Source organism: Streptomyces sp. NBC_01261 (assembly GCF_036226385.1).
Lineage (GTDB): Bacteria > Actinomycetota > Actinomycetes > Streptomycetales > Streptomycetaceae > Streptomyces.
In genome coordinates this window covers 10,805,338-10,830,372 of the sequence record NZ_CP108463.1, presented here as the reverse complement: position 1 = coordinate 10,830,372, position 25,035 = coordinate 10,805,338, and the positions used below count along the sequence as shown (strand labels likewise).

Below are 25,035 nucleotides of genomic sequence, written 5' to 3'. Positions count from 1 at the left end.
GGGCACCGTCCCGGGAGCCGCACGGCCCCGGTCAGATCCCATCCACCTGTCCCCGGCGTCGGCGCGTTGCCGCCGTATGCCCGAAATCCAGTGAAGGAACCATGTTCAAGAAGCTCTCCACGTCCGCTCTCTCGGCGGCCGTCATCGTCGCGGCCGGTGCCGCGGCGCTCACCCCGACTTCGGCGTCGGCCGTCTCCTCCCCGCTGAGCAGCGTGCGGACCGCCGTGCACTTCGACCTGGCCAAGGGGCAGACACCGGAGAACATCGCCCTGGCACCGGGCGGCTCCGCGTACGTCACCTTCGCCGAGAGCCGCCAGATCGCCGAGGTCTCCCCCAAGGGCGCCATCCGGATCCTTGCCACCCTGCCCGAGCCCGCCGACGGGGGCGTCCACACCCCGGTCCTGGGATTCCCGCTGACCGTCGGCATCGTCCGCGCCCACGACGGCACCCTGTACTTCCTCTACGCCACCGGCACCCCCGATCTCACCGGCGTGTGGCGCCTGCGCCCCGGCGGGGAACCGCAGCGGATCGCCGCGCTACCGGCGGACGGCCTGCCCAACGGTCTGGCGCTGGACCCTCGCACCCACATCCTCTACGTCACCGACTCCGTGCGCGGCGCCATCTGGAGCGTGCCCACCACCGGCGGTACCCCCACCACCTGGTCCAGCGCCCCCGAACTGGCCTCCACCGGATTCCTGGGCGCCAACGGCCTGAAGATCCACAACGGCGCGGTCTGGGCAACCAACCTCGACAAGGGCACCGTGCTGCGCATCCCCATCCGCCGGGACGGTGGCCCCGGCAAGGTCCGGACCGAGGCCACCGGTCTGCCGGGGATCGACGACTTCGCCTTCACCGGCCACGGCGACCAACTGCTGGCCGCCCTCAACGGCCCGAGCGAGGTCGCCCTCGTCCAGCCCGACGGCACCCACTCCACCCTGCTGACCTCGGCCGACGGCCTGCAGAACCCCACATCCATCGCCCTGCGCGGCGACACCGTGTATGTCCTGAGCGCCGCCTACGTCACGGCCAAGGACCCCAACCTGATCCTCGCCCGCCTGAACGACTAGGGCCTGTGTGATGTCGTGATCAGTCTCAGGTTCTGGTTCCGTGCGGGTGCAGGACCTGGTAGGACGCTGGGTGTGACGCGTAGGCAACTCACCGACGAGCAATGGGAGTTAATCGAGCCGTACCTGCCGATAGGCGGGTACGGCCCGTACCCCGTGCAGCTACGGGAGCAATTCGAGGGGGTGCTCTGGCGGTTCCCGTCCAGTGCCGAGTGACGAGAGATGCCGTCCGGGTTCGGACCGTGGCCGACGGTCTACGGGCGCTTTCGCGTCTGGCGGGACGCCGGGGTCTTCTCCGCTCTCCTGGAAGGCATGATCGCGGAGGCCGCCCGCCGGGGACAGGCGGACTTGTCCCAAGTAGGCGTGGACTCCGCCACCGCCCGCGCCCACCACGGCACAGCCGGGATGCACATCGGCAAGGACGTCATGGACGCCCTCGGGGAAGCCGCCGCCGAGCAGGAGCGGACCCGGCAAAAGGGGGCGGCCCGCCAGAACAGAACGGACGGGACGGCAGCGACAGCCCCGAGCAGGAAGAGCGACGGCGTGTCAGGCGACGGCGCAGGCCCCGCTCGGACCAAGCCCTGCTCGGTAGATCCCGCGGTGGACTGACGAGCAAGATTCATCTCGCCGCTGACCGCAGGTGCCGTCCGCTGTCACTCGTACGCACCGCAGGACAGGCCGCCGACAGCCCGCAGTTCGTCCCCGTGCCGCAGAAGACACGGGTCCGTCTGCCGGTTGGCCGGCCTCGGACCCGACGCTGTCGCCGCGGACAAGACATCTCACGCGGAATCGTCGACGAGAACACCCCGAAGGACGAGAACACCCCGAAGTAGGTCCTCAAGGATCTCCACGACCGCCAGATCACCGTCGAGGCGCCCAAGGCGGAATGACCGCCCGCGCCAGACCGGGAGACCGGGAGACCGGGTCAGGATCTGCGCACATGCTGCGGGAGTCAGCCCCGAGGGCAGCACCCGCGGCACCGGCCCCCACCACCTCCGGACACCGGTGCCAGGCGATACGTCACACCCTGGGAGTGTCCCGCTCCCCCGCCCGGACAACCCGCTCGTCCGGGATCACCGCGACGCCCAGGATCTCGATCATCGCCTCCGCCTGCCAGAGCGCGGTCGTGCCGATCCCCGCCATCGCCGGATAGACGGGCCCAGCCAGCTCGCGCCAGGCTTTCCCGATCTCCTTGCCGTGCGCCTGGTAGTCGGGGATGTCGGTGAGGTAGATCGTCAGGCTCACGAGGTCCTCGGGGATACCGCCCGCCGCCCGCAGCGTGGTGAGCACGTTGCCGAACGCCTGCCGGAACTGCTCGACGATGCCGCCGGGGACGATCCGCATGTCCGCGTCCAGGGCCGTCTGTCCGCCCAGGTACAGCGTGTTGCCGCTGAGCGTGCCGTGCGAGTAGCCGCTCGGGGTGGGGAGCGAGGGCGGGTTCACCGGGATCGGAGTCATTGCTGGTTGCTCCTCGGATGGATCGGACGGACCGGATGAGCCGCACGGACCGGATGGACCGGAGGAGTCGGCATGGACCGGACGGGCTGACACACGCAGCCTAACTCATCTATTGACTGTTTTCGACGGTCGTGAAAATCTCGCTATAACGCAGCCCGGCCACTCCGGGCATCCCGGTCGCTCCGGCCACCGCCACCACCCCGAGGGAGTACCCCCATGAAGCTCGCCACCGTGGCCCACGGAGGCCGCACCACGGCCGCCGTGCTCGACGGCGACCACTGGCGGGCGCTGCCGGCCGACGACCTCTCCGTACTGCTGACGACCACCGAGCCCGACCGCATCGCCGCCCTCGCCGGGTCCGAACTGCCCGGCGCCACCCCCGTGTTGCCCCTGCCGTCACCTCGAAAGGTCGTCTGCTGCGGCCTGAACTACGCCGACCACATCACCGAGATGGGCCGCGACCTGCCCGCCCACCCCACGCTCTTCGCCAAGTACGCCGACACGCTCACCGGCCCCGAGGACGACCTGCTCCTCCCACCCGGCCTCGACGTGGACTGGGAGGCGGAACTGGCGGTCGTGGTCGGAGCCGAACTCAGGAACGCCGACCGGGACACGGCCGACCGTGCCATCGCCGGATACACGGTCGCCAACGACATCAGCGTCCGGGACTGGCAGAAGCGCACGCTCCAGTGGTTCCAGGGCAAGGCATGGGACCGCACCACCCCGCTCGGACCGGTGGTCGTCACGCCCGACGAGCTCGACCCGGTCGCGGGCGTAGAGGTGATCTGCCGGGTCAACGGCGTCGAGCGGCAGCGCGGAAACACGAGCACGCTGGTATTCGACGCCGCCGAGCTGCTCGCCTACGTCTCCACCTTCACGGTCCTGCGCCCCGGCGACATCGTCCTCACCGGCACCCCCGGCGGCGTGGGCTCCGGCATGAACCCGCCGGTCCACCTCGCCGACAGCGACCTCGTCGAGACCGAGGTCCCCGGCATCGGCACCCTGCGCAACCGCTTCCGCCTCACCGACTCCGCCCTCACCGACCTTCACCGCACCGACTCCAGGAGCTGATCATGGAACCCGATTTCTCCAAGTACGTCCTAGAGGGCGACAACTCGCTGTACGCCAACGAGTCCGGCCTGGTCGTGCCGGTCGTGACGCGCGGTGGTCTGGAGGTCGGTGCCACCGGGCAGTCCGCCGGGGCGACCCGGATCTCCGGTGTCTCCGTGCAGCACACGCCGGCCACCAAGCTGTGGTTCGGGAAGGTGAGCAACGAGTCGGGCTACCGCTCGGTGCCGCACCACCACGGCGAGGCCGAGACCGGCGGCTACGTCCTCTCGGGACGGGCCCGGATCTACTTCGGCGAACGGTTCGAGGACTACCTCGACCTCGCGGAGGGCGACTGGGTCTTCGTCCCGCCGTTCATGCCGCACGTCGAGTGCAACCTCGACCGCAACAACCCACTCACCTGGATGACGACCCGCACCCCGGAGAACATCGTGGTGAACCTCGACGAGGTGGCCGACGCCGACCTGCGCGACTGGATGGACCGGCCGTGAACGACACCCAGAGCACCAGCTCCGACTCCCGCGCCGCCGGCACCGACGTCCGCGCGGACGCCCGCTCCGCCCCGACCTCGGCGATCTTCACCGACGCGATCGCACTCACCCCCACCGAGCCCGAGCACTTCGACCTCGCCTTCACCGCGACCACCCAGCCCTGCCCCTGGCCGAAGGCCTACGGCGGTGACATGGTCGCCCAGGCCACGGCCGCCGCGATGCGCTCGGTCGAGGGCAAGACGCTGCACTCGATGCACTCCTACTTCCTGCGGCCGGTCGACATCGGCGCCGAGGTCCGTTACGAGGTGGAGCTGCTGCGCGACGGCCGCGGCTACGCCACCCGGCAGGTCCGCGGCTTCCAGAACGGCAAGCCCGTCTACACCAGCCTCGCCAACTTCGCCGCGGGCGAGCCGGGTGCCACCTACACCGCCGAGCCCCCTGTCGGCGTACCGGATCCCACCGAACTGCCCAGCTCCGCCGCGTACTTGAGCGACACCGCCGCGCCCCGGGGCACGATGACCGACACCTCCGAGGCGTACTGGAGCGGCGGCCGCAGCTTCGACATGCGGCACGTGCCCGGACCCGTCTACCTCACGGTCGAGGGCGAGCGCGTACCCCAACAGGCGGTGTGGGTCAGGCCGTTCGACGCTCTGCGTCCCGTCGACGGGCTCACCGACGAGCAGCGCGACCTCGCCGCGCTGGCCTATGTCTGCGACTACACGATCCTCGAACCCGTGCTGCGCGTACTGGACCTGCCGTGGGCCCTGCCCGGACTCATCACCGCAAGCCTCGACCACGCGATGTGGTTCCACCGGCCCGGCCCCATGGACGGCTGGCTCCTCTACGCCCAGGAAGCCGTCGCCGCCGACACCGGTCGCGGCCTCGCCGTCGGCCGCTTCTTCACCCCCACCGGTACCCACCTGGCCACCGTCGTCCAGGAAGGCCTGATCCGCAGCTCTTGACTCCCACGCAGCTCCTGATCCCTGCACGGCCCACCCCCGGCCTGCGGAAAGGACCCTCCCGATGGACCAGTTGGACCAGATGGGCCTCTCGCCCTCCGCCTATCCGGACACGTTCGCCCGCGACCACCTCCCACCACGCGCCCAGTGGCCCGTCCTTGAGTTCACCACCGACGAACTCCGTTACCCCGAGCGCCTCAACGCCGGCGCCGAGCTGATCGACGTACCCACCGCCCGCTTCGGCCCCGACCGTCCAGCCCTGCGCACGCCCGAGGGCGAGGTGTGGACCTACGGCGAACTCCTGCGCCGCGCCAACCAGATCGCCCACGTCCTCACCGACGACGTCGGTCTGGTCCCCGGCAACAGGGTGCTCCTGCGTTCCCCCAACAACCCCTGGACCGTGGCCTGTTGGCTCGGCACCCTCAAGGCCGGCGGCATCGTCGTCACCACCATGGCGGCCCTGCGCGCCCGCGAACTCACCCCGGTCGTCGAGAAGACCCGCCCGGCCGTCGCCCTGGTCGACCACCGCTTCACGGCGGACGTCGAGACCGTACGCGACACCGTCCTGCCGGACCTCACGATCGTGGCCTACGGCGGCGACGCACCCGACGACCTGACGCGCCAAGTGGCCGCGAAACCAGCGGAGTTCACGGCGGTCGACACCGCCGCGGACGACGTCGCCCTCTTCGGCCCCACCTCGGGCAGCACCGGCGTACCGAAGATCACCACCCACTTCCACCGCGACATCCTGTCCATCGACAACACCTTCGGCCACCACACGCTCCACCTACGGCCCGACGATCTCGTGTCGTGCACCGCGCCCCTCGCCTTCACCTTCGGGCTCGGCATCCTGGTCGTCTGCGCCCTGCGGGCCGGTGCGTGCGCGCTGTTGACGGAGGCCGTAGCACCGGAACCGCTCGCCGAGTTGGTCGCCGAGGCGGGCGTCACCGTGCTCGCGACCGCGCCGACGGCGTACCGGCAGATCCTCAAGGCAGGGAAGGCGGACCGGCTGCACGGTCTGCGCGGTGCGGTCAGTGCCGGGGAGCACATACCCGAGGAAGTGTGGGAGCAGCTCCACGCCGAGACCGGGATCAAGGTCATCGACGGCATCGGCGCCACCGAGATGATCCACATCTTCATCTCCGCCGCCGGTGACGACATCCGGCCCGGATCGACAGGACGACCCGTTCCCGGCTACCGCGCCACCGTTCTCGACCTGGACGGCGAGGAGGTCGGACCGGGTGTCGAGGGGCGGCTGGCCGTGATCGGTCCGGTCGGCTGCCGCTATCTCGACGACCAGCGCCAGGCGAACTACGTGGTGAACGGCTGGAACGTCACCGGCGACACCTTCGTGCGCGACGAGGACGGCTACTTCTTCTACCGCACCCGCACGGACAACATGATCGTGTCCTCCGGCTACAACATCGGCGGCCCCGAGGTCGAGTCCGCGATCAACACCCACCCGGACGTCGTCGAGTCGGCCGTGGTCGCCAAGCCCGACCCCGAACGCGGCTCCGTGGTCTGCGCGTTCGTCGTCCTCGTCGAGGGCGTCGTCGGCGACGACGCCAAGGTCAAGGACATCCAGGACCACGTCAAGGCGCAGCTGGCGCCGTACAAGTACCCCCGGGCGGTGCGCTTCTGCGACGCGCTGCCCCGCAACACCAGCGGAAAGCTTCAGCACTTCCTGCTGCGTCGGATCGTCGAGAAGGAGAACCGGGCATGAGGATCGCGATCGTGGGCGGCGGGCCTGGTGGGCTGTACCTCGCCGCGCTGATGAAGCAGCTCGACCCCGCCCATGAGATCACCGTGTGGGAGCGCAACGCGCCCGACGACACCTTCGGCTTCGGGGTGGTCTTCTCCGACGAGACCCTCGGCGGCATCGAGAACGCGGACACCGTCGTGCACGACGCGATGGAGAGCCGGTTCGCGCGCTGGACCGACATCGACATCGAGTTCGACGGGCACCCCTTCACGGTCGGCGGCCAGGGCTTCGCGGCGATGTCCCGCAAGGACCTGCTGCACATCCTCCAGGAGCGGGCCGCCGAACTCGGCGTCACCGTCCACTACCGCACCCTCGCCCCGGAAGTGGACGAACTGCGTGGCTCCTACGACCTCGTGGTCGCGGCCGACGGCATCAACTCGGCCGTGCGCACCAAGTACGCCGACGCCTTCGTCCCCTCCCTGGACCAGCGCACCAACAAGTACATGTGGCTGGGCACCGACCGGGTCTTCGAGGCGTTCCAGTTCCTCGTCAAGCAGACCGAGTTCGGGACCATGCAGATCCACGGCTACCCCTTCTCCGACGCGGGTTCGACGTTCATCGTCGAGATGGCGGACGACGTGTGGCGCAAGGCCGGCTTCGACGCGACGGAGGGGACTCAGTTCCCGCCCGGGGTGAGCGACGAGCGGTCGGTGACCCGGATCCGCGAGATCTTCGCCGGCGAGCTCGCCGGGCACAACCTCCTGACCAACAACTCCCGTTGGCTGAACTTCACGACGGTCCGCAACGAGCGCTGGCACCACCACAACGTGGTCCTGCTCGGCGACGCCGCCCACACCGCGCACTTCTCCATCGGCTCCGGCACCAAACTGGCCATGGAGGACGCCCTCGCGCTCGCCGCGTGTCTGCACGAACACCCCACCGTGGACGAGGCGTTGACGGCGTACGAGACCGAGCGCCGCCCGGTGGTGGAGTCCACCCAGCGCGCCGCCCAGGCCTCGCTGGAGTGGTTCGAGAACATCGGCCGGTACGCCGACCAGGACCCCGAGCAGTTCTGCTTCAACCTGCTCACGCGTTCTCGCCGGATCACCTTCGACAACCTGAAGGACCGCGACGCCGGCTTCGCCGACCTGATCGAGCGCGGCTTCGCGGCGGCGCAGGGCCGCACCGAGTCGGTCCCGGCGATGTTCCAGCCGTTCTCCATCGGTGGCCTGGAGTTGAAGAACCGGATCATCGTCTCGCCGATGGACATGTACTCCGCCGTCGACGGAGTGCCGGACGATTTCCACGTCGTCCACCTCGGCTCCAAGGCGCTCGGCGGCGCTGGCCTCGTCATGACCGAGATGGTCTGCGTCTCCCCCGAGGCCCGCATCACGCCGGGTTGCACGGGCCTGTGGAACGACACCCAGCGCGACGCGTGGACCCGGGTCACCGACTTCGTCCACGGCCGTAGCACCGCGAAGATCGGTCTCCAGCTGGGTCATTCGGGCCGCAAGGGCTCAACCCGCCTCATGTGGGAGGGCATTGACGAGCCCCTCACCGAGGGCAACTGGGAGGTCGTGGGCCCGTCCCCGCTGCCCTACGGCACGGGCTGCCACGAGCCGCGCGAGATGACCCGGGCCGACATGGACGCGGTCGTGGCCGACTTCGTGTCCGCCGCCCGGCGGGGCGCCGAAGCGGGCTTCGACCTGCTCGAAGTGCACGCGGCCCACGGCTACTTGCTCTCCTCCTTCCTCTCCCCCATCGCCAACCACCGCACCGACGAGTACGGCGGCGACCTCGCGAACCGGCTGCGTTTCCCGCTGGAGGTCTTCGACGCCGTCCGGTCCGCGTTTCCCGCCGACCGCCCGGTCACGGTCCGGATCTCGGCCACCGACTGGACCCCCGACGGCAACACCGAGCACGACGCGGTGGAGATCGCGCGGGCGTTCGTCGCGCACGGCGCGGCGGCGGTGGACGTGTCGTCCGGGCAGGTCACCAAGGACGAGAGGCCGGCGTACGGCCGCTCGTACCAGACCCCGTTCGCCGACCGCATCCGGCACGAGGTCGCCGCTCCGGCGGGCGCCGCGGTGATCGCCGTAGGAGCGATCTCGTCGTACGACGACGTCAACTCGATCCTGCTCGCCGGGCGGGCCGACCTGTGCGCGCTCGGCCGTACCCATCTCTACAACCCGCAGTGGACGCTGCAGGCGGCGGCCGAGCAGGAGTACCGCGGCGCGGGTGCCGACTGGCCGGTTCAGTTCGCGGCGGGTCGTCGCAAGCCGCCCACCTCGCGCACCGACGCGGTCCGTCCGCGTCTCGCGCTGCTGCGGGAGGCCCCGCGGGATGCCGTGCACCTGCGGTGGACCCCGGGCGGGGCGGCGGAATGAGCGGCCCGTTCGGCGTCCACCGGGCTCGCGTGGAGTGGATCGACACCGACGCGGCCGGGATCTACCACAACACCACCGTCGTCCGGTTCGCCGAGGCGGCGGAGGCCGAGCTGATGCGCGCGTACGGCGTCCCGGGCTACTTCCCGGTGGCCCCGAGGGTGCGCTACGAGGTCGAGTTCGAGGCGTCGATCCGGTTCGGTGAGGAGGTCGAGACGCGGGTCGAGCTGATCCGCCTCGGCCGGTCCTCGATGACCTTCGGTTTCGAGGTGTGGCGGAACACCGAGGACGGCGAGCCGGACCGCCGTGCCGCCCGGGGCAGCTACGTCACCGTGCACGTCCCCGACAAGGCGACCGGCGGCAGCGCGCCCTGGCCGGCCGCCTGGCGTACGGCGCTGGGCGGCCGGCCGGAATCGGCGGCCGGCCAGGCGCACTGAAATACTACGATCGTGACGGCAAGCGATCTCGAAGACGACAGCCCGGGCCAGCCCGCACCGCCGCGATCCCTGATCGTGACGGTGTACGGGCTCTACGCGCGCGAGGTCGGCGGCTGGATCAGCGTGAGCACCCTGATCCGTCTGCTCGCCGAACTCGACGTCGACGCCCAGGCGGTCCGCTCGTCGATCTCCCGGCTCAAGCGCCGCGAGATCCTGGTGGCCGAGCGCCGGGACGGCCGCGCGGGCTACGCGCTCTCGCCGTACGCCCGTTCCGTGCTGGAGACAGGTGACCGCCGTATCTTCGAGCGCCATGCCGTCACCGACGACGGCTGGGTCATCGCCGTCTTCTCGGTGCCGGAGAGCGAACGCCAGCACCGGCACCAACTCCGTTCGCGGCTGGCCTGGTTGGGCTTCGGCACGGTCTCGTCCGGGATCTGGATCGCCCCGGCCCACGCGCTCGACGACACCCGCGACCACCTGCTCCGCCACGGTCTCGACCAGTACGTCGACCTCTTCCGCGGCGACTACGTGGCCTTCGGTGACCCCGCCGAACAGGTGGGCCGCTGGTGGGACTTGGAGGCGCTCCAGAAGCTCTACGACGATTTCGTCGCCGAGTTCACCCCGATGGCGGGGCGTTGGGCCGGGCCGGGCAAGGTGTCCGACCGGGTCGCGTTCATCGACTACGTCCATGTCCTCACCGCCTGGCGGCGGTTGCCCTATCTCGACCCGGGCCTGCCCAGCTCCCTCCTCCCCGCCACGTGGTCCGGCACGACGGCGGCGGACCTCTTCGCCACGCTCCGGCGCACCCTGACGGACCCCGCGCACGAGTTCGCCCGGAGTGTGCTGGACGACCCCTCGTGATCGGGCGGGGTCACTTCCCGAACGCCTGGCGGAATTCGGCGATGTCCTTGGGCGAGGCCTCGATCGCGGCACACATCGGGACGAAGCCGTCCTCGGCGCCCACGATGTAGTGCCCGCCCTCCGTGTACGTCAGCGTCTCCGGGATCCTGGTGTCGCTGGTGAGGACGACCGCCTCGGCGTCGCCGCCCTTGAACCACCGGTCCACCCGGAAGGTGGCCGTCGAGCCCTCGACGGAAACGGCCGTTCCTTCGAAGAGGGTCGGGTACTTGCTCAGGGTGTCGAGGCCGGGCGGCACGCACTTGCCGGAGCCGCCCTCGGCGGTGAGCTTCAGTGCGCCGGTCGGGGCCGCGCTCTTGGCCGTGGCCGAATGACCGTTGCCGTTACCGCTGTTGGCCATGATTCCTCCGGTGATGCCGCCGCCCAGTACCAGTAGTCCGGCCGCCGCGAGTCCGAAGAGACGACGGCGTCCCCATCCCGCGGTTGCGATGCCGGCGGCGGTGGTCGCGGACTGGAGCGCGGTGTCGGTGTTCAAGGTGTCCTCCACAAGGCGGTTGATGTCGGGCGGCGGAGCAACTCCGGTCAGTGCCGGGTCCGCGGACTTCAGCCGGGCCAGCAACTCGTCGTCATTCACTGACTGCTCCTTCCTTCATCCCTCTTGTGTCCGGGCCGTCCGACATCCTTTCGCCCCAGCCGGTCGGCGAGTCTCGCCTTCGCCCGATGGAGCCGGATACTCACCGCGTTGGACGTCAGCCCGGTCGCCTCCGCGATCTGCCGCGGCGCCAGTCCTTCCCACGCCCACAGCCGCACGACCTCGCGGTCCAGCGCTCCGAGGGCGTCGAGCGCGGCATGCAGTTCGCTGTGATCGGCGGCCCCTGCCGGAGCCTCCTCCTGGGTCCTGACCAGCCGCTCCACGAGCCGGAGCCTGCGCCCGTCGGCCCGCCGGGCGTTCGCCAGGCACCCCCGCGCCACCCCGTAGCACCACGGCAGCACGTCACCCGGATCGGGCTCGGCCTCCTCCCCCAGCCCGGGGACGTCGTCGAGCCGACGCCACAGCACCAGCATCGTCTCCGACAGCACGTCATCGACCATGTCGGCGCTCGTCCTTCGCAGCAGATACCGGTGCAGCGGTTCCACCACCAGGTGCGCCAGTCCTTCGAAGCGCGCCCGCCGCATCCGGCGCGCCTCCTGTTCCGTCATGGATTCCACAACCCGTACTGTCCGGCAGCGGCCGGTTCCTTTCCGCCCCGACATTGATTCAAGCTACATGTAAGTGCATCATGCCGTTATGCATAAGCGGGTTATGGATCCAGCGGCGCCGGCGGTCCCCGAGGCCTCACCCGAGGACCTGATCATCGCCGTCGAGAGGATGGTCCGCTACGTCCGGCAGAGCGCCGTCACCGGCGGCCTGAGCGTGGCCGCCTCCGCCGTGCTCGGACGCCTGGGCCGCGAGGGTCCGTGCCGGCTGACCGATCTGGCCCGGGCCGAGGGCGCCTCCCAGCCGAACATGACGCAGCTCGTCACCCGCCTGGAGCGCGCCGACCTGGTACGGCGCACCGCCGACCGCAGCGACGGCCGGGGCGTACTGGTGGAGGCGACCGACACGGGCCTGGAGGTCTCCCGGCAGCGGCGCGCCGAACGCGCCCACGCCCTCGACCTGCTCATCGCGGAGCTGAGCGAGCCGGAACAGCAGGCGGTGCGGGTCGCCCTACCGGCCCTGGCCCGCGCGATCCAGGACCACCGGCCCCCTTCCTGACAGAGCCCTCCCGCACCCTTCAACTCCTTGGAGGAAAAGCACATATGAGCGCACCACACGGAAATGCCGCCAGCCCGTTCCGGCAGCCCAGGGCCGTCTGGGCCGTCGCGTTCGCCTGCGTCATCTCCTTCATGGGGATCGGTCTCGTCGACCCGATCCTGCCCGCACTGGCCGACAGCCTGCACGCGACCCCGAGCCAGGTCTCCCTGCTGTTCAGCAGCTACCTGATCGTGACGGCGGTGGCGATGCTGTTCGTGGGCTGGTTCTCCAGCCGCTTCGGCGCCAAGCGCACCCTCGTCATAGGCCTGGCGGTCATCGTGGTCTTCGCCGCCCTGGCCGGCACCTCCGGTTCCATCAACGGCATCGTCGGTTTCCGCGCGGGCTGGGGGCTGGGCAACGCCCTGTTCATCGCCACCTCCCTGGCCGTCATCGTGGCCTCGGCCAGCGGCGGGTTCGGTGGCGCGATCATCCTGTACGAGACGGCGCTGGGCCTCGGTATCGCCGTAGGGCCGCTGCTCGGGGGCGAGTTGGGCGGCATCAGCTGGCGCGGCCCGTTCTTCGGCGTCGCGGTCCTCATGGCCGTCGCGCTCGTCGCCACGGCCGTGTTCGTGCCGGACCTGCCCAAGCCGGAGCGGGTCACCTCACCCCTCGCGCCGTTGAAGGCACTGCGGCACCGTGGCCTGCTGACCATGGGCATCATGGCGCTGCTCTACAACTGGGGCTTCTTCACCATGCTGGGCTACGCCCCCTATCCGATGGAACTGGACGCCCATCGGCTCGGTCTCGTGTTCACCGGGTGGGGACTGCTCGTGGCCGCGTTCAGCGTCTTCTTCGCCCCACGCCTCCAGGCGCGCTACGGCACCGCACCCGTCCTGTACGTCAATCTGGCCGGTCTCTCCGTGGTGATGGCGGTGATAGCCGCCGGAGTCGCCACGCCGACCGTGGTCATCGTGGCGGTCATCGTCAGCGGCGCCTTCATCGGCATCAACAACACCCTGACCACGCAGGCCGTCATGCTCGTCTCGCCGGTGGAGCGGCCCGTCGCGTCGTCCGCGTACGGCTTCCTGCGCTTCATCGGCGGCGGTCTGGCGCCGTACGTGGCGGGCAAGCTGGCCGACGCCACCGATCTGAGCGTCCCGTTCTATCTGGGCGCGGCCACTTTCCTGCTGGCCATTCCGGTCCTGGCCAGCGGCCACAACCTGCTCCGCGAGGCCGAACAGCGCACTGGGGAGGGCGAGTCGGTCGCGCCGACCCTCATCCCGGTCGGCAAGCCCGCGAGCGGGAGCGCGCCTCGGGTCGTCGTCGCCGTCTCCGCCCATGACCAGGCCGCGGCCATCGTCGACGCGGCGGCGCGGCTCGCCCGCGACACGCACAGTCCGCTGGAGGTCGTACACGTCCAACTGACGGCCCTCGTCGAGGAACTGGCCGCCGACACGGAGACGCGTGACCAGGCCCGCGCCGCCGTGACCGCCCACCTCGACCGCCTCGCCGGGCAGGGTGTCCCGGCTACCGGCCAGATCCTCACCACCGTCGGCGACCACTCCGCGGCCGGCCGTGTACTGGCCCGGCACGCCGCCGACACGGGCGCCCGCGCCATCGCCGTCGGCCGCTCACCGCACGGCCCCCTCACCCAGTTCGCGGAAGGCAGCTTCACCACCGCCCTCACCCACGCGGCCACCTGCACCGTCGTCCTCGTCGAACCCGACAACGCGCCACGGCAACTGACCTCGGCCACCCTGCCGGCCCTGCGCGACGGGGCCGCCTGACCGTCACCGCGCACCGACCGGTCGACCTGCGCGAGCACTGGCGGCGCCTGGACCTGGCACGGGCCGACGCGCTCGTCCTGTCCACCTGTGTCCAGATGCGCGCTGCCGTCGATCCGGCCGGTGGAGGAGGCGTCCGGGCTGCCGGTCCTCTCGGCGGCGACCGCCACGGCGTACCGCATCCTCGCCGAACTGGGCCTGCCCACGGTCGTACCCGGCGCGGGCAGCCTGCTCAGCCGCCGGATCGGGGCCTGAGAGCCGAGCGGGGAAGATCCGGGGGCGCCGCGAAGGACGACATGACGGCCACCATGTCCGCCTCGTCCTCCTGGCCAATGGGCCGGCGGACGTTCGGCGAGCACGCTCAGAGGGGTGCCATCTCCAGTTCCCCGATGACCCGCAGGCCGACCTGTGCCGCCAGCCAAGGAGCCCGTTCGGCCTCGACCTGCTTCACGTGGACGTACAGCGTGTGGTCCGGCGCGGGCTCCTTGACGAAGCAGATGTCGAGGTCGCGTGCGTTCATGCACACCGTCACGTAGGCGCCTCTGCACCCCCCGGAGCCGAGGCCCACTTCCGGAGCCTCGGGCCAACCGGCGAAGTCCCAGCGGACCATGGCGGGGACGTCCCCGGCCGCGGCCACGAACTCCTCCACGGTTTCCGGGGCCATGCACCATCTGCGCAAGAGGACCGGGAGGCACTCCGACGGAACGCCGCCGTCCTTCGAGGAGCCGTGTCGGTCGGTTCCGTCGGAGAACCACTCGGCATCCGGCATCGCACCGCTCAACCGCTCCAGCTCTCCGGGCGTGGAGACCCACGCCTCGAAGTCGACTTCGAGTTCCGTGGTGTCGGCGAGTTCGAGCAGTCGCCCGGCGGCGCGCAGTGCCTCGGCAAGATCCGTCGTCCTCAGCACTGCCTGCGCATACGAGTTGGCCATGCCGAGCAGTCTGCCAAGTCAGGCGGCCTGTCTGCCGACCATTAATCGCCGGAATACGGCGTCCGAAAGGCGACGTCCGAGCAACGCCAACCTGTGCGCAACATGAGAATTTGTGTGATCCGCGCAGGCGGGGGCAGACGCGGCCGGTATGAGCACCCTCCAGCGGAGCACGGTAGACGAAGCCACGGAGCAGAGCCCTGATGTGCGGGCGGCGCCGCCGCTCGTGCCCGCGTCCGCGGAACGGGGCAGAGGTGGCGGGCGGGGCTTCTCGTCGGCGCTGCGGGGTGGTGGGCGGGTCGCGGGGCTGGACGGGTTGCGGACGGTCGCGGTGCTCCTCGTGATCGTCTACCACGTGCAGCCGGACCTGGTGCCGGGCGGCTCGGTGGGTGTGGACGTGTTCTTCACGATCAGCGGTTTCGTCATCACGCGGCTGCTGATCGGCGAGTACGCCCGTACCGGTGGCATCCGACTGTGGTCGTTCTACCGGCGCCGGTGGCTGCGCCTGATGCCCGCCCTGCTGGTGATGTGCGCGGTCACCGCCCTGCTCTCCCTGTCGTTCGCGCTGCCGCTCTTCCGCGGGGCGTGGGTGGCCGCCGCCCTGGCCGCGGGATCGGTGGTCAATCTCGTACGGGCCGGGGACTCGGGAGCGTACTCGGATCTCACCGCGCCCCTCAGCCACACCTGGTCCCTCGGCGTGGAGGAGCAGTTCTATCTCGCCTGGCCGCTGCTGCTCCTCGTCCTGCTGCGGCACGCGACGGCACGCGTGGTGCTGGCCTGCGTCGCGGTGCTGTGCGTGCTGCCGGCGCTCTGGCGGACGGTGCTCTGGGACCCGACAGCCGTGCACCGTATCTACAACGGCCCCGACACCCGCGCCGACCAGCTCCTCATCGGCGCCCTTCTCGCCCTCGTCCTGGCCAGGCTGCGCGCCGACGATCCCCGGCTGGCGGCGCTGCGGCGCTGGGCTGGTCGGCTCTGCTGGCCCGCGCTCGCGGTGCTGGGGCTGATCGCCTGGCAGATCCCGATCACCGAGGTGAACGGCTGGAACCCGGCCTGGTACACGGTCGGTTTCCTGGCCACCGCCCTGCTGACGGCGTGCCTGATCGCCGCGCTGGAACTGTGCCCCCGGTCATGGCCCACCCGTCTGCTGTCGCTGTCCGCGATGGTCTGGATCGGGCGCAACCTCAGTTACGGGATGTACCTGTGGCACTACCCCGTCATCCGGCTGCTGCACGACCTCGGTGTGCGCGGTGACGCCCTGCTGCAGACCGGCCTCGCGGCCACGTTCGCCGCGGCCCTCGCGTCGTACGCCCTCGTCGAACGGCCTCTGCTACGACGCGGTCGGTCCCGCGTGCGCCGGGTGGAGCCGGTTGTCGCCACGGGACCGGGGGCACCGGTCCTGTGACCGGCCCCCTGCACGCGCCGCCGGAGCTACGCCGGGTCCGCCGCCGCGGTGCTCGGCGCCTGCGGCCCCGTACCGCCGAACCGGATCCCCTTGGCCTCCTTGCCCACGGCGCTCAGCACAATCACCAGGACCAGGGCGGGAGTTACGGTCCACGCCATCGCCGTCGGATAGCCGTGCCGTTCGGCGATGGCCTCCTGGATCGGCAGGTTGAGGGCGGCGATCAGGTTGCCGAGTTGGTAGGTGACGCCGGGATAGAAGCCCCGGATCGTGTCCGGGCTCATCTCGGTGAGGTGCGCGGGGATGACGCCCCAGGCTCCCTGTACGCACAGTTGCATCAGGAAGGAGGACAGCATCAGCCAGCCCACGGCGGTGGACAGGACGAAGAAGGGCACCACGACCAGGCCCGCGGCCGCCGCGATCATGATCGTCCGCCGTCGCCCCAGCCGCTCGGAGTACGCCCCGAGCACCATGCCGCCGATGATGGCGCCGATGTTGTAGACGACGGCGATGGCGATCGAGGTGTCCGGGGACAGGCCCAGGCCCTTCTTGACGAAGGTGGGGTAAATGTCCTGGGTGCCGTGCGACATCCAGTTGAAGGCGGTCATCAGCGCCACCAGGTACACGAAGCGCCGTAGCACCGCGGGGTTCTTGAACACCTGGTAGGCGGGGGTGCGGTTGAGTTTGACGCTCTTCTCCCAGACCTCGCTCTCCTCCACCCGGGCGCGCACCCACAGCGAGACCAGGGCGGGCACCAGGCTGAAGGCGAACAACCCCCGCCAGCCGAAGGCGGGTTCGATGACGAAGAACGCCACGGCGGCGAGCAGATAGCCGAGCGAGTAGCCGCTCTGCAGCAGGCCCGACCAGAAGCCGCGCCGCTCGGCCGGGATCTTCTCCATGGCGAGCGCCGCGCCCAGGCCCCACTCGCCGCCCATGCCGATGCCGTAGAGCAGGCGCAGTACGAGCAGGACGGTGTAGTTCGGGGCGAAGGCGCAGGCGAATCCGATGACCGAGTAGAAGGCCACGTCGACCATGAGCGGGGTGCGGCGGCCTTTGCGGTCCGCCCACAGGCCGAAGAGGAGGGCGCCGACCGGTCGCATCACCAGGGTGGCCGTGGTGAGGAAGGCCATGTCGGTGAGGGAGACATGGAAGTCGTCGGCGATCTCGCTGTAGACGAGTACGACGAGGAAGTAGTCGAAGGCGTCCATCGCCCAGCCCAAGTAGGCGGCGACGAAGGCGTTGCGCTGATCCTTGGTGAGTCCCGCTGCCTGTTCCCGGACGGTCTTCAGCATGTCGGCCCTCCCTTGGTCCGCAGGTCAGGCTAGGTGGGCGCGATAGGCCTGGGCAACGCGAGGACCGGCAGAACACCCGCCACAACTAGCCAAAGCGAAGGCCCGGTTCACCCGGTTCACGGTGAACCGCTCCGGACCAGACGCACGTTGGTCCGTCCCGGAGCGGTTCGTCGCGACGCCGTGCGCCGACGAGGCTCCCGAATAGGGTCAGTTGCCGCGCAGCTCGCTCACGAAACTGTGGTCGCCCGCGCCGAGGCCCGCGACCGTGACCGTGCCGTCGGCCACGCTCACGTCACGGCTCGACGCCCGCCGTCCGTCCCACAGCGTCCGCCGACCGACACTCACGCGCAGGTCGCGCGCGTCACCCGGGAGGACGACCGAGCCCTGGGTGTGCCGGGGCACGCGGACGGTGAGCCGGAAGACGCGGGCACTGTTCTCCCACTCGACGCCCAACGGGCCGTGCGGGGTGGGGAGTTGACCCGTCGCCCAGTCGACGTCGCCGGGCTGCGGACGTACCTCCCAGGTGGCGTACCCGGGTGCGGTCGGCCGGGCACCGAGCAGGTTGTTGGTCAGCGCCGGCAGGACACCGGTGGACCAGCCGTGGGCCATGCTGGTGTAGGCGTCCTCGTACAGCGAACCGTTGGGGCCGATGCCCTCCCAGTGGGTGATGCCGGGGTCGTTCTTGTCCATCCAGCCGTACATGCGCCGGATCTGGTCGAGCGCGGACCCGGCCTGACTGCTGAGGAAGCGGGCCTCGATCTCCGGGTACGAGGTGAAGGCGTAGACCCGCTGCGAGGCCTGGTCGAAGATCGTGTCGTTGTCCATGAAGGCGTTGCCGTACGGCCGTTGCGTCGTCGCGTCCAGATGCGCGAGGGCCGAGGTGGCGCGGGCCGCGTCGGCGATGCCGGTGACGACGGCGAGGGAGTTGCCGTCCTGGGCGTGCCGTACCGCGCCCGTCCCCGAGTCCAGGTAGGCGCCCGCATCGGCGTCCCACAGCAGGGAGTTGACGGCCTGGGCAACGTTGTCGGCCCGTGTGCTCCAGCGTGCGGCGTCGGCCTTCTGGCCCAGCAGGCGGGCCAACTGGGCGGCGTTCTGGAGGGCTTGGACGTAGAGCGCGTTGTAGTAGGTGACGCGGCCGGTGCGGCCGAGGAAGGCGTAGTCGCCGTATCCGTCGGTGCCGTTGAGGCCCTTGCTCAGCAGTCCGGCGCCGTCCGTGACGCTCGGGTACCAGGTGTCCAGGACCTTCAGCAGGGTGGGGTAGTAGCGCGTCGCGTACTGGCGGTCGCCGGTGTAGAGGACGTAGTCCCAGCTGCACGTGACCCAGTACAGCGGATAGTCGAAGAGCGGCAGGGTGTAGTTGCCGATGGACGCGGGCGGGATCCAGCCGTCGGCGCGCTGGTGGTCGGCGAGGTCGGCCAGGACGTTGCGGGCCGCGTCGGCCGCGTCGTCGTGGGTGAGGTAGAGGGTGCGCGCGGAGACGGCGAGGTCGCCGACGTACGGGTCGCGGTCGCGCTTGGCGCCGTCCTGGAGGACCAACTTCCCTTCCAGCGTGGCGCTCCACGCGTTGCGGGGGTCGACGTCGTCCTGGCGGAAGGTGTCGGTGACGAGTTCGTTGGTGTACGCGGCGCCGTACCAGTAACGATTCAACTCGTCGTCGGAGCACAGGAACCAGCCGCGGTAGGTGCTCGGCGTGCCCACGTACGCGGTGAACTGCAGTGCCACGGAGTCGATTTCGACGGTTCCCCAGGGCTGCGCGGCGGGGCTGTCCGAGGCGAGTGCGTCGAGGCTGATCTTGAGGTAGCGGAATCCGTGCAGTCCGTCCGCGAAGACCTTGTCTCCGGCCTGGAAGCCTTTGTGGTCCGTCCAGTTGGCGCCCTTCGCGGGGACGGCGAACTGGTCCGTGCCGCCTCCGGCGCCGCCCGCCTGGTCAGCGCGGGTGAAGTCCGAGCGGTCGGTGAGGAATTGGCGGGTCTCGGAGAACGCGACGCGTACGCCCGGGGAGTTGGCGGAGGCGGAGGTGAACCTGATCTGCGGGTATCCGACGACGACCTTGCCGAAGTCCACGGTGACGGTCGGTATCGGGATCGGTTCGACCGGTGCGGGCCAGACCTCGTTGATCCGGGTGAAGTTGCCGTGCGAGGTGTCCTGGGCGTGGGTCACCGTGATGCGGACGCGGTCGGTGCTGACCTTCTCCGTGAACGGGACGGCCTTCTGCACCGCGTCGTTGCCGGTGACCGTGGCGGCGGTGTGCCAGTCGCCGCCGGTCCACACGTCGACGGTGCAGTCGGTCGGCGCGCCGTCGCTGTTGGAGATCACCGTGATGCCCTGCAAGGTCGTGACCTGCGGCGCGGTGATGGTGAGGACGTCGGGGAAGACGCCGAGGGTGTCGTCGTTCCAGAAGGTGTCCGGGTTTCCGTCGATCGCGTTGGAGGCGTCGTAGGTGCGCGGCTGACCGTCGTTGCCGTTGTTGCCCGCGTGGGCCGAGGAGGCCTCGGCCGTGGTACCGGCGGGCCAGGTCGGCGCCGCCGCGGGCTGCGGGCGGCGCAGGACGGACCTGGCTCCGCCGGGCTTGAGCAGCGCGTCGGGGTTCTTCACGTCTCCGGTCGAGGTGGTGATCCGTACCGGGCGGACCGTGCGCGAGGACGGGCCCTGGACGTAGCGGTGCCAACCGCCGGAGCGGCGGGGCGGGTTGGCGGTGGGGGAAGCGGAGGCCTCCTCGGCGGGCAGTGCTGCGGCCGTGGGGAGTCCGGTGGAGAGGGACGCCGCGGTGAGTCCGACGGTGCCGGCCGCCGCCAGAGCTACGCGACGGGAAATGCCTCTGTCCGGTGTGCTGTTCGACGCCATGCTGTCCCCTTGAGCGCAATGGATTGAATCGTTTCACTCGGCAGCTGCGTGGTGACGCTATCTCGAACACGGGATACGCGTACAGCGTTGGGACAGAAGTGATTGCCGATGCGCACCGTGCGGAACGCGGCGCCGTACAACGGGATGACGACCGGACTGAACGCTGATCGGCTCGCCGCCCGCGGTGGTGGCGGGGGCGGCACCCACGAAGCCTGCGACTCGGCACACCCGCTGCAACCGGTGCAGATGGACCCGGCGAAGAACCCGCGCTACGGCGACGGCGTACGCGCCATGGTGGCGGGCGGGCCCGCGTGGGACGTGGACCGTACGACTTTGGTCGTTCGTGGATGCGACTAACGGATGCTGTGCGCGCGGGCGGTGGTGTCTACCGTTGGCGCGTGAATGCGAAGACGATGGCCCTCGATGTCCGGAGCCGACTGGGCGCGGCAGGCATGTGGTCCCGGCGGCAGATCGTCGGCGAGACGGTGCTGGCCGTCGTTCTGGCCCTGTGCATGGCCGTGACCCAGACGGGCGACGGCGCCCTGCGGATGGTCGCCGTCGGGGTCGTCGCCGCGGTGATCTCCCTGCTGCGGCGGGCGTTCCCCGTCGGCACCCTGCTCGTCACCGGCGCGGTCGCCGGTGCGCTCGGTGGTTTCGGGTTCGTGCTGATCGTGGTGAGCTGGTCGGCGGGCGCGCGGATCGACGCACCACGCCGGGCACTCGCGTTCTTCACGGCCACCTACGTCCTCTACGTCGGACTGTCCGTCCCCAGTCCGTCGCAGCCGCTGTCCGCCGTACAGACGCTGGTGTTCACCACGCTCGCGTTCCTGGCGACGGGGGTCGTGCCCGGCCTGGCCAGTCGCAACCGTGCCCAACGCCGCACGCTGATGCGCGCGTTGCACGAGCACAACGCCCAGCTCCTGCGCGAACGCGAGATGATCGCGTCCCACTCGCGCCTGCGCGAACGGCAGCGCATAGCGCAGGACATGCACGACAGTCTCGGCCACCAACTGGCCCTGATCGCCGTCCACACGGGCGCGTTGGAGGTCGACCGCGAGCTGACGGGCAGGCAGCGCGAGGTGGTCGGCGTACTGCGGGAAGCGTCCGTGACCGCGATGCACGAACTGCGGGAGGCGGTCGGCATCCTGCGTGACGGCACCCCCGATCAACTGCGGGACCAGGACACCGAGTTGGAGCCCCAGTCCCGGGGCGCGGCGGGGATCGACGGCCTGGTGGACGCGTCACGGGGCGCGGGGACGGCCGTAGCGCTGCGGCGTACGGGCCAGGCACGTCCGCTGGCTCCCGCCGCCGACCACGCGGCGTTCCGGATCGTGCAGGAGGCGCTGACCAACGCCCTCAAGCACGCGCAGGGTGCCGCGATCGCCGTCGAACTGCGTTACGAGCCCGACTCCTTGGTCGTCGAGGTCGCCAACGGGCCCGCACCCGCGCTGGCTTCGGCCGTACGACGGACCGTGGTGAGCGGCGGACAGGGACTGACGGGGCTACAGGAACGGGCCCGGCTGGTCGGCGGCATGGTGCACGCGGGGCCCGCGGCGGACGGCGGGTTCCGCATCGCGGGCGTGCTGCCCTACGGTCCCCGGTCGCCGCGCGCGACGGAGAGCGACCGGTGGCCGGCGGACCCGGGACCGGACGGAGCGACCTTCGTCGACGCGGCGAACGACTTCCGGGGGCAGAGCGAGGGGGCGGTGCCGGGCGACGGTGGTGCGGACATCGACTGGTCCGGTGCGCCGGACAGGCAGAAGGAGTTCGACATCGCCATGGGACGCAAGAAGAAGGGCGTCGTGATCGGATGCGGCGGCGCCGTGCTGGCCTTCGTGATTCTCGGGGTGCTTGCCGTCGTGCTGATCGTCAACCTGGTGGGGAAGGAGGGCGACAAGCTCATGCTCGATCCGAAGGTCTACGAGTCGGTGAAGGTCGGGGACTCCGAGACTGCCGTACGGGACAGGCTGCCGCACGGAAAGTCGTTCCTGGGCCCGGCCCTGGGCGACGAGGCGCCCGCCAAGCCGCGGGGGGCGGCCTGCTCGTCGTATCTCTCCACGAGGAACTGGCCGACCGGAGGAGGGAAGATGCCCGCCTTCCGCTTCTGCTTCAAGGACGGCAAACTGATCGAGAAGCGGGCCTTCGCCACCAAGTCGTAGTCTTGGGCCGCCCGTCGTCCCCGTCGCACGTCCCGCAGGAGAGTTGTGATCAGAGTCCTCGTCGCGGATGACGAACCCCTCATCCGGGCGGGCATCAGGATGATCCTCACCTCCGCCGCCGACATCGATGTCGTGGCGGAGGCGGCCAACGGCCGTGAGGCGGTCGACCTGGTCCGCGCGCACGCCGTCGACGTGGCCCTGCTCGACATCCAGATGCCCGTGCTGGACGGGCTGTCCGCACTGGCCGAACTGCGGCGGGTGGCACCGGCCGTACGTCCACTGATCCTGACGACGTTCGGCGAGCGGGAGAACGTGCTGCGGGCGCTGAGTCACGGCGGCGCCGGGTTCCTGCTGAAGGACTCGGCGCCGGCCGAACTGATCCAGGCGGTACGGGCGGCAGCGGCCGGGGACGCGTATCTGTCACCGGCCGCCACGCGTCACGTGGTCGACCAGCTCGCCTCGGGCCGGGCGGCGGCGCGCGGCGAGGAGGCGCGCCGGCGCCTGGAGTCGCTCAGCACCCGGGAACTCGACGTGCTCGCGCTGCTCGGCGAGGGGCTGTCGAACGCCGACGCGGGCGAGCGGATCCATGTGAGCGAGGCGACGGTGAAGACGTACGTCAGCCGGATCCTGACGAAGCTGCGGTGCGAGAACCGGGTCCAGGTGGCCCTGTTGGCGCGGGACGCGGGGCTGGGACCGAGCTGATCCACGGGTCGTCAGCCGCCGGACCTGGCTCCCAACTGCTCCATGAGGAGAAGAGGTTGGCCACGCCCCAGTGCTCGGTGATCCTCCCGTCGACCACGGGTGAGGTGCTACCGCTTGCCGACGGTGTACGTCAGGTGGGTCACCCGGGACGACGTGTCCGTGCGGGTCTGGTTCAGCGTGAGGCGGTCGGGGTCCACGTGGTCGAAGAGGCGGATGCCGGTGCCGAACAGCACGGGCGCGAGCGCGATCGAGAACTCGTCGACCAGGCCGCTGTCCAGGTACTGCTGGATCGTGTCGGCGCCGCCGGCGATGCGCACGTCGCGCTCACCGGCCGCCTCGCGGGCCCGGTCGAGGGCGCTCTCGATGCCGTCGTCGACGAAGTGGAAGGTGGTGCCGCCCGGCCGCTCCCACGGGTCGCGCCCGGTGTGGGTGAGGACGAACACCGGGGTGTGGAACGGCGCGTCCTCCGGCCATGACAGCTCGCCGCCGTCGAACATGCGCCTGCCCATGACGCTCGCGCCGGTGCGCTCGAACGTCTCCCGCGCGATGTCGTTGTCGCGGCCCTCCTCGCCGCCCTCGCCCAGCTTCAGGTTCTCCCGGAAGAACCGCAGCGGGAACACCCAGGCCTGCAGCTCCGACCACTTCGCCATCCAGCGGTGGACCCTCGGGTCGCTCTGCCCCTCGGGCGAGAACACGTGGTCGACGGGCACGTCCTCGGGCGCCATGAAGCCGTCCAGGGACATCGTCACACTGAAGAACACCTTCCCGGCCATCAGCTCTCCGTTCCCTTCAAGTCGCTCTCGTTCCGGGTTAGTTCGGCGACGTAGGCCGCCAGGTTGCCCAGCGTCTGCTCGCCGCCCTCGATCGCGTGGTACTTCTCCACCGCCTCGTCGCGGAGTTCCTTGGTGGGGAACACCGTGCGCATCACGATCCGGGTCTCGTCACCGGCCGGCTCGAAGGCCAGGACGGACTCGAAGGCGTTCGGGTCGTCGCGGGACTCACCGTGCAGCAGCGAGATCCGCGCGGGCGGGACGATCTCGCGCCAGGTGATCCACTCCTGGTAGTCGGTCCCGTCCGGCCCGTGCATCACGAAGTCCCAGGTCCCGCCCACGCGGAACTCGAAGGACCGCGTCGTAGTGGTGAGGCCCTCCGGTCCCCACCACCGCGACAGGTGCCGGACGCGCGTGAACGCCTCGAACACCAGCTCCCGCGAGGCGCCGATCACCCGGGAGATCACGACCTCGCGGTCCGCGGTCACGGTCGCGTCCGCGGCTTCGCCGCCGCTACTGCTCGTCGCCATCATCTGGGCCCTCCTGCCTTGTCCGCTTCAGCTCCCGCACGTACTCGTCCAGCCGGTCGAAGCTCCCGCTCCAGAACCGCTCGAAGCCGCCCACCCACTCATGGACCGGCCGCAGCCCGCGGGCATCGAGGTCGTACAGCCGCTGCTTGCCCGCCCCGCGAACCCGCACCAGCCCGACCTCCCGGAGCACCCGCAGGTGCTTGGACGCCTGCGGCTGGGTCATCCCCAGGTCCCGCGCCAGGTCGGTCACCGGCCGCTCGCCGCCCCGCAGGAGCAGCAGGATCTCCCGCCGCTGCGGTTCGGCTATCGCGTTGAACGCATCCGAGGTCGTCGCCGCTCGTGCCATGGCCTCATCATATGCCTGTATCGGCATGCGTCAACGTCTCACCGCATGGCCGTGCATCCCGCGACGAGGGACCAGGGACCTCACGAACTGACCCAACCCGGTGGGCTGTTGGCGCACCAGGG

At 70.4% G+C, this 25,035-nt stretch carries 24 protein-coding genes and 1 pseudogene; 16 read left to right on the top strand and 9 right to left on the bottom strand.

Annotation, left to right across the window (positions count from 1 at the left end):
• Window positions 1-101: 101 nt before the first annotated feature.
• Both OG226_RS48190 and OG226_RS48185 read left to right on the top strand, forming a co-directional pair.
• Window positions 102-1,067 carry a hypothetical protein gene (locus tag OG226_RS48190; RefSeq protein WP_328685855.1) on the top strand — a complete coding sequence of 322 codons (966 nt, stop codon included), beginning with the start codon at window positions 102-104 and terminating at the stop codon, window positions 1,065-1,067.
• Window positions 1,068-1,286: 219 nt separating this feature from the next.
• Window positions 1,287-1,819: pseudogene (locus OG226_RS48185) on the top strand (hypothetical protein); the annotation flags it as partial.
• Window positions 1,820-2,084: 265 nt separating this feature from the next.
• On the opposite strand, the gene OG226_RS48180 reads toward OG226_RS48185, so the two are convergent.
• Window positions 2,085-2,522: a RidA family protein gene (locus OG226_RS48180; protein WP_328685853.1), complete on the bottom strand. Its 438-nt coding sequence runs from the start codon at window positions 2,520-2,522 to the stop codon at window positions 2,085-2,087.
• 216 nt (window positions 2,523-2,738) lie between these two features.
• Here OG226_RS48180 and OG226_RS48175 point away from each other — a divergent pair, with 216 nt between their 5' ends.
• The 7 genes from OG226_RS48175 (at window position 2,739) to OG226_RS48145 (ending at window position 10,424) form a co-directional block, all read left to right on the top strand.
• Window positions 2,739-3,593 (top strand): fumarylacetoacetate hydrolase family protein, encoded by an 855-nt coding sequence (locus OG226_RS48175; RefSeq protein WP_329352795.1) that lies wholly within the window; start codon window positions 2,739-2,741, stop codon window positions 3,591-3,593.
• A 2-nt stretch (window positions 3,594-3,595) separates the two neighbouring features.
• Window positions 3,596-4,081, top strand: coding sequence for a cupin domain-containing protein (locus tag OG226_RS48170; RefSeq protein ID WP_328685851.1), 486 nt, complete (start codon window positions 3,596-3,598; stop codon window positions 4,079-4,081).
• Window positions 4,078-5,043, top strand: a complete 966-nt coding sequence (locus OG226_RS48165; protein ID WP_329352794.1) for an acyl-CoA thioesterase — start codon at window positions 4,078-4,080, stop codon at window positions 5,041-5,043. The genes OG226_RS48170 and OG226_RS48165 overlap by 4 nt, the downstream gene beginning before the upstream one ends.
• A 61-nt stretch (window positions 5,044-5,104) precedes the next feature.
• Window positions 5,105-6,763 (top strand): AMP-binding protein, encoded by a 1,659-nt coding sequence (locus OG226_RS48160; protein ID WP_329352793.1) that lies wholly within the window; start codon window positions 5,105-5,107, stop codon window positions 6,761-6,763.
• Window positions 6,760-9,129 carry a bifunctional salicylyl-CoA 5-hydroxylase/oxidoreductase gene (locus OG226_RS48155; RefSeq protein WP_329352792.1) on the top strand — a complete coding sequence of 790 codons (2,370 nt, stop codon included), beginning with the start codon at window positions 6,760-6,762 and terminating at the stop codon, window positions 9,127-9,129. Before OG226_RS48160 ends, OG226_RS48155 begins: the two co-directional genes overlap by 4 nt.
• Window positions 9,126-9,563, top strand: coding sequence for an acyl-CoA thioesterase (locus tag OG226_RS48150; protein WP_328685847.1), 438 nt, complete (start codon window positions 9,126-9,128; stop codon window positions 9,561-9,563). The genes OG226_RS48155 and OG226_RS48150 overlap by 4 nt, the downstream gene beginning before the upstream one ends.
• 12 nt (window positions 9,564-9,575) lie before the next feature.
• Window positions 9,576-10,424 (top strand): PaaX family transcriptional regulator, encoded by an 849-nt coding sequence (locus OG226_RS48145; RefSeq protein WP_329352791.1) that lies wholly within the window; start codon window positions 9,576-9,578, stop codon window positions 10,422-10,424.
• Between the two features lie 10 nt (window positions 10,425-10,434).
• Here OG226_RS48145 and OG226_RS48140 read toward each other — a convergent pair whose 3' ends face one another.
• Together OG226_RS48140 and OG226_RS48135 are read right to left on the bottom strand one after the other, a co-directional pair.
• Window positions 10,435-11,055: a hypothetical protein gene (locus tag OG226_RS48140; protein WP_329352790.1), complete on the bottom strand. Its 621-nt coding sequence runs from the start codon at window positions 11,053-11,055 to the stop codon at window positions 10,435-10,437.
• A complete protein-coding gene (locus tag OG226_RS48135; RefSeq protein WP_328686641.1) occupies window positions 11,052-11,621 on the bottom strand; it encodes an RNA polymerase sigma factor in 570 nt (189 codons plus the stop codon). Before OG226_RS48135 ends, OG226_RS48140 begins: the two co-directional genes overlap by 4 nt.
• Window positions 11,622-11,709: 88 nt before the next feature.
• Here OG226_RS48135 and OG226_RS48130 point away from each other — a divergent pair, with 88 nt between their 5' ends.
• The 3 genes from OG226_RS48130 (at window position 11,710) to OG226_RS48120 (ending at window position 14,195) form a co-directional block, all read left to right on the top strand.
• Window positions 11,710-12,177, top strand: a complete 468-nt coding sequence (locus OG226_RS48130) for a MarR family winged helix-turn-helix transcriptional regulator (RefSeq protein ID WP_328685844.1) — start codon at window positions 11,710-11,712, stop codon at window positions 12,175-12,177.
• A 44-nt stretch (window positions 12,178-12,221) separates the two neighbouring features.
• Complete coding sequence (locus OG226_RS48125; protein WP_329352789.1) at window positions 12,222-13,943, top strand: MFS transporter; 1,722 nt, start codon at window positions 12,222-12,224, stop codon at window positions 13,941-13,943.
• 87 nt (window positions 13,944-14,030) lie between these two features.
• Window positions 14,031-14,195 carry a hypothetical protein gene (locus OG226_RS48120; protein WP_329352788.1) on the top strand — a complete coding sequence of 55 codons (165 nt, stop codon included), beginning with the start codon at window positions 14,031-14,033 and terminating at the stop codon, window positions 14,193-14,195.
• 106 nt (window positions 14,196-14,301) lie between these two features.
• On the opposite strand, the gene OG226_RS48115 is transcribed toward OG226_RS48120, so the two are convergent.
• Complete coding sequence (locus OG226_RS48115; RefSeq protein ID WP_328685841.1) at window positions 14,302-14,871, bottom strand: hypothetical protein; 570 nt, start codon at window positions 14,869-14,871, stop codon at window positions 14,302-14,304.
• A gap of 148 nt (window positions 14,872-15,019) precedes the next feature.
• On the opposite strand from OG226_RS48115, the gene OG226_RS48110 reads away from it, so the two are divergent.
• Window positions 15,020-16,273: an acyltransferase family protein gene (locus tag OG226_RS48110; RefSeq protein WP_329352787.1), complete on the top strand. Its 1,254-nt coding sequence runs from the start codon at window positions 15,020-15,022 to the stop codon at window positions 16,271-16,273.
• 26 nt (window positions 16,274-16,299) lie between these two features.
• Here OG226_RS48110 and OG226_RS48105 read toward each other — a convergent pair whose 3' ends face one another.
• Window positions 16,300-17,562: an MFS transporter gene (locus OG226_RS48105; RefSeq protein ID WP_329352786.1), complete on the bottom strand. Its 1,263-nt coding sequence runs from the start codon at window positions 17,560-17,562 to the stop codon at window positions 16,300-16,302.
• A 207-nt stretch (window positions 17,563-17,769) separates the two neighbouring features.
• A complete protein-coding gene (locus tag OG226_RS48100; protein ID WP_329352785.1) occupies window positions 17,770-20,406 on the bottom strand; it encodes an alpha-L-rhamnosidase-related protein in 2,637 nt (878 codons plus the stop codon).
• A 108-nt stretch (window positions 20,407-20,514) separates the two neighbouring features.
• Between OG226_RS48100 and OG226_RS48095 the strand changes: the two genes are divergently transcribed.
• From OG226_RS48095 to OG226_RS48085, 3 genes are read left to right on the top strand one after another with little or no spacing between them, the layout of a single operon-like run.
• Complete coding sequence (locus OG226_RS48095) at window positions 20,515-20,763, top strand: hypothetical protein (RefSeq protein ID WP_329352784.1); 249 nt, start codon at window positions 20,515-20,517, stop codon at window positions 20,761-20,763.
• Between the two features lie 56 nt (window positions 20,764-20,819).
• A complete protein-coding gene (locus OG226_RS48090) occupies window positions 20,820-22,565 on the top strand; it encodes a sensor histidine kinase (protein ID WP_329353724.1) in 1,746 nt (581 codons plus the stop codon).
• 45 nt (window positions 22,566-22,610) lie between these two features.
• Window positions 22,611-23,267: a response regulator transcription factor gene (locus tag OG226_RS48085; protein WP_329352783.1), complete on the top strand. Its 657-nt coding sequence runs from the start codon at window positions 22,611-22,613 to the stop codon at window positions 23,265-23,267.
• 107 nt (window positions 23,268-23,374) lie between these two features.
• On the opposite strand, the gene OG226_RS48080 is transcribed toward OG226_RS48085, so the two are convergent.
• Genes OG226_RS48080 through OG226_RS48070 form a run of 3 tightly spaced genes read right to left on the bottom strand, consistent with a single transcriptional unit; the run spans window position 23,375 to window position 24,913 of the window.
• Window positions 23,375-24,040, bottom strand: coding sequence for a dihydrofolate reductase family protein (locus OG226_RS48080; RefSeq protein ID WP_328685836.1), 666 nt, complete (start codon window positions 24,038-24,040; stop codon window positions 23,375-23,377).
• Window positions 24,040-24,567, bottom strand: a complete 528-nt coding sequence (locus OG226_RS48075; protein ID WP_329353723.1) for an SRPBCC family protein — start codon at window positions 24,565-24,567, stop codon at window positions 24,040-24,042. The genes OG226_RS48080 and OG226_RS48075 overlap by 1 nt, the downstream gene beginning before the upstream one ends.
• Complete coding sequence (locus OG226_RS48070) at window positions 24,551-24,913, bottom strand: ArsR/SmtB family transcription factor (protein ID WP_329352782.1); 363 nt, start codon at window positions 24,911-24,913, stop codon at window positions 24,551-24,553. Before OG226_RS48070 ends, OG226_RS48075 begins: the two co-directional genes overlap by 17 nt.
• Between the last annotated feature and the right edge of the window lie 122 nt (window positions 24,914-25,035).

Excerpts from the sequence above, each read along its gene's own strand:
- OG226_RS48190 (WP_328685855.1), top strand. The coding sequence starts at position 102 with ATGTTCAAGAAGCTCTCCACGTCCGCTCTCTCGGCGGCCGTCATCGTC.
- OG226_RS48180 (WP_328685853.1), bottom strand. The coding sequence starts at position 2,522 with ATGACTCCGATCCCGGTGAACCCGCCCTCGCTCCCCACCCCGAGCGGC.
- OG226_RS48175 (WP_329352795.1), top strand. The coding sequence starts at position 2,739 with ATGAAGCTCGCCACCGTGGCCCACGGAGGCCGCACCACGGCCGCCGTG.
- OG226_RS48170 (WP_328685851.1), top strand. The coding sequence starts at position 3,596 with ATGGAACCCGATTTCTCCAAGTACGTCCTAGAGGGCGACAACTCGCTG.
- OG226_RS48160 (WP_329352793.1), top strand. The coding sequence starts at position 5,105 with ATGGACCAGTTGGACCAGATGGGCCTCTCGCCCTCCGCCTATCCGGAC.
- OG226_RS48155 (WP_329352792.1), top strand. The coding sequence starts at position 6,760 with ATGAGGATCGCGATCGTGGGCGGCGGGCCTGGTGGGCTGTACCTCGCC.
- OG226_RS48150 (WP_328685847.1), top strand. The coding sequence starts at position 9,126 with ATGAGCGGCCCGTTCGGCGTCCACCGGGCTCGCGTGGAGTGGATCGAC.
- OG226_RS48135 (WP_328686641.1), bottom strand. The coding sequence starts at position 11,621 with ATGACGGAACAGGAGGCGCGCCGGATGCGGCGGGCGCGCTTCGAAGGA.
- OG226_RS48130 (WP_328685844.1), top strand. The coding sequence starts at position 11,710 with ATGCATAAGCGGGTTATGGATCCAGCGGCGCCGGCGGTCCCCGAGGCC.
- OG226_RS48125 (WP_329352789.1), top strand. The coding sequence starts at position 12,222 with ATGAGCGCACCACACGGAAATGCCGCCAGCCCGTTCCGGCAGCCCAGG.
- OG226_RS48115 (WP_328685841.1), bottom strand. The coding sequence starts at position 14,871 with ATGGCCAACTCGTATGCGCAGGCAGTGCTGAGGACGACGGATCTTGCC.
- OG226_RS48110 (WP_329352787.1), top strand. The coding sequence starts at position 15,020 with ATGAGCACCCTCCAGCGGAGCACGGTAGACGAAGCCACGGAGCAGAGC.
- OG226_RS48105 (WP_329352786.1), bottom strand. The coding sequence starts at position 17,562 with ATGCTGAAGACCGTCCGGGAACAGGCAGCGGGACTCACCAAGGATCAG.
- OG226_RS48100 (WP_329352785.1), bottom strand. The coding sequence starts at position 20,406 with ATGGCGTCGAACAGCACACCGGACAGAGGCATTTCCCGTCGCGTAGCT.
- OG226_RS48095 (WP_329352784.1), top strand. The coding sequence starts at position 20,515 with ATGCGCACCGTGCGGAACGCGGCGCCGTACAACGGGATGACGACCGGA.
- OG226_RS48090 (WP_329353724.1), top strand. The coding sequence starts at position 20,820 with ATGGCCCTCGATGTCCGGAGCCGACTGGGCGCGGCAGGCATGTGGTCC.
- OG226_RS48080 (WP_328685836.1), bottom strand. The coding sequence starts at position 24,040 with ATGGCCGGGAAGGTGTTCTTCAGTGTGACGATGTCCCTGGACGGCTTC.
- OG226_RS48075 (WP_329353723.1), bottom strand. The coding sequence starts at position 24,567 with ATGGCGACGAGCAGTAGCGGCGGCGAAGCCGCGGACGCGACCGTGACC.
- OG226_RS48070 (WP_329352782.1), bottom strand. The coding sequence starts at position 24,913 with ATGGCACGAGCGGCGACGACCTCGGATGCGTTCAACGCGATAGCCGAA.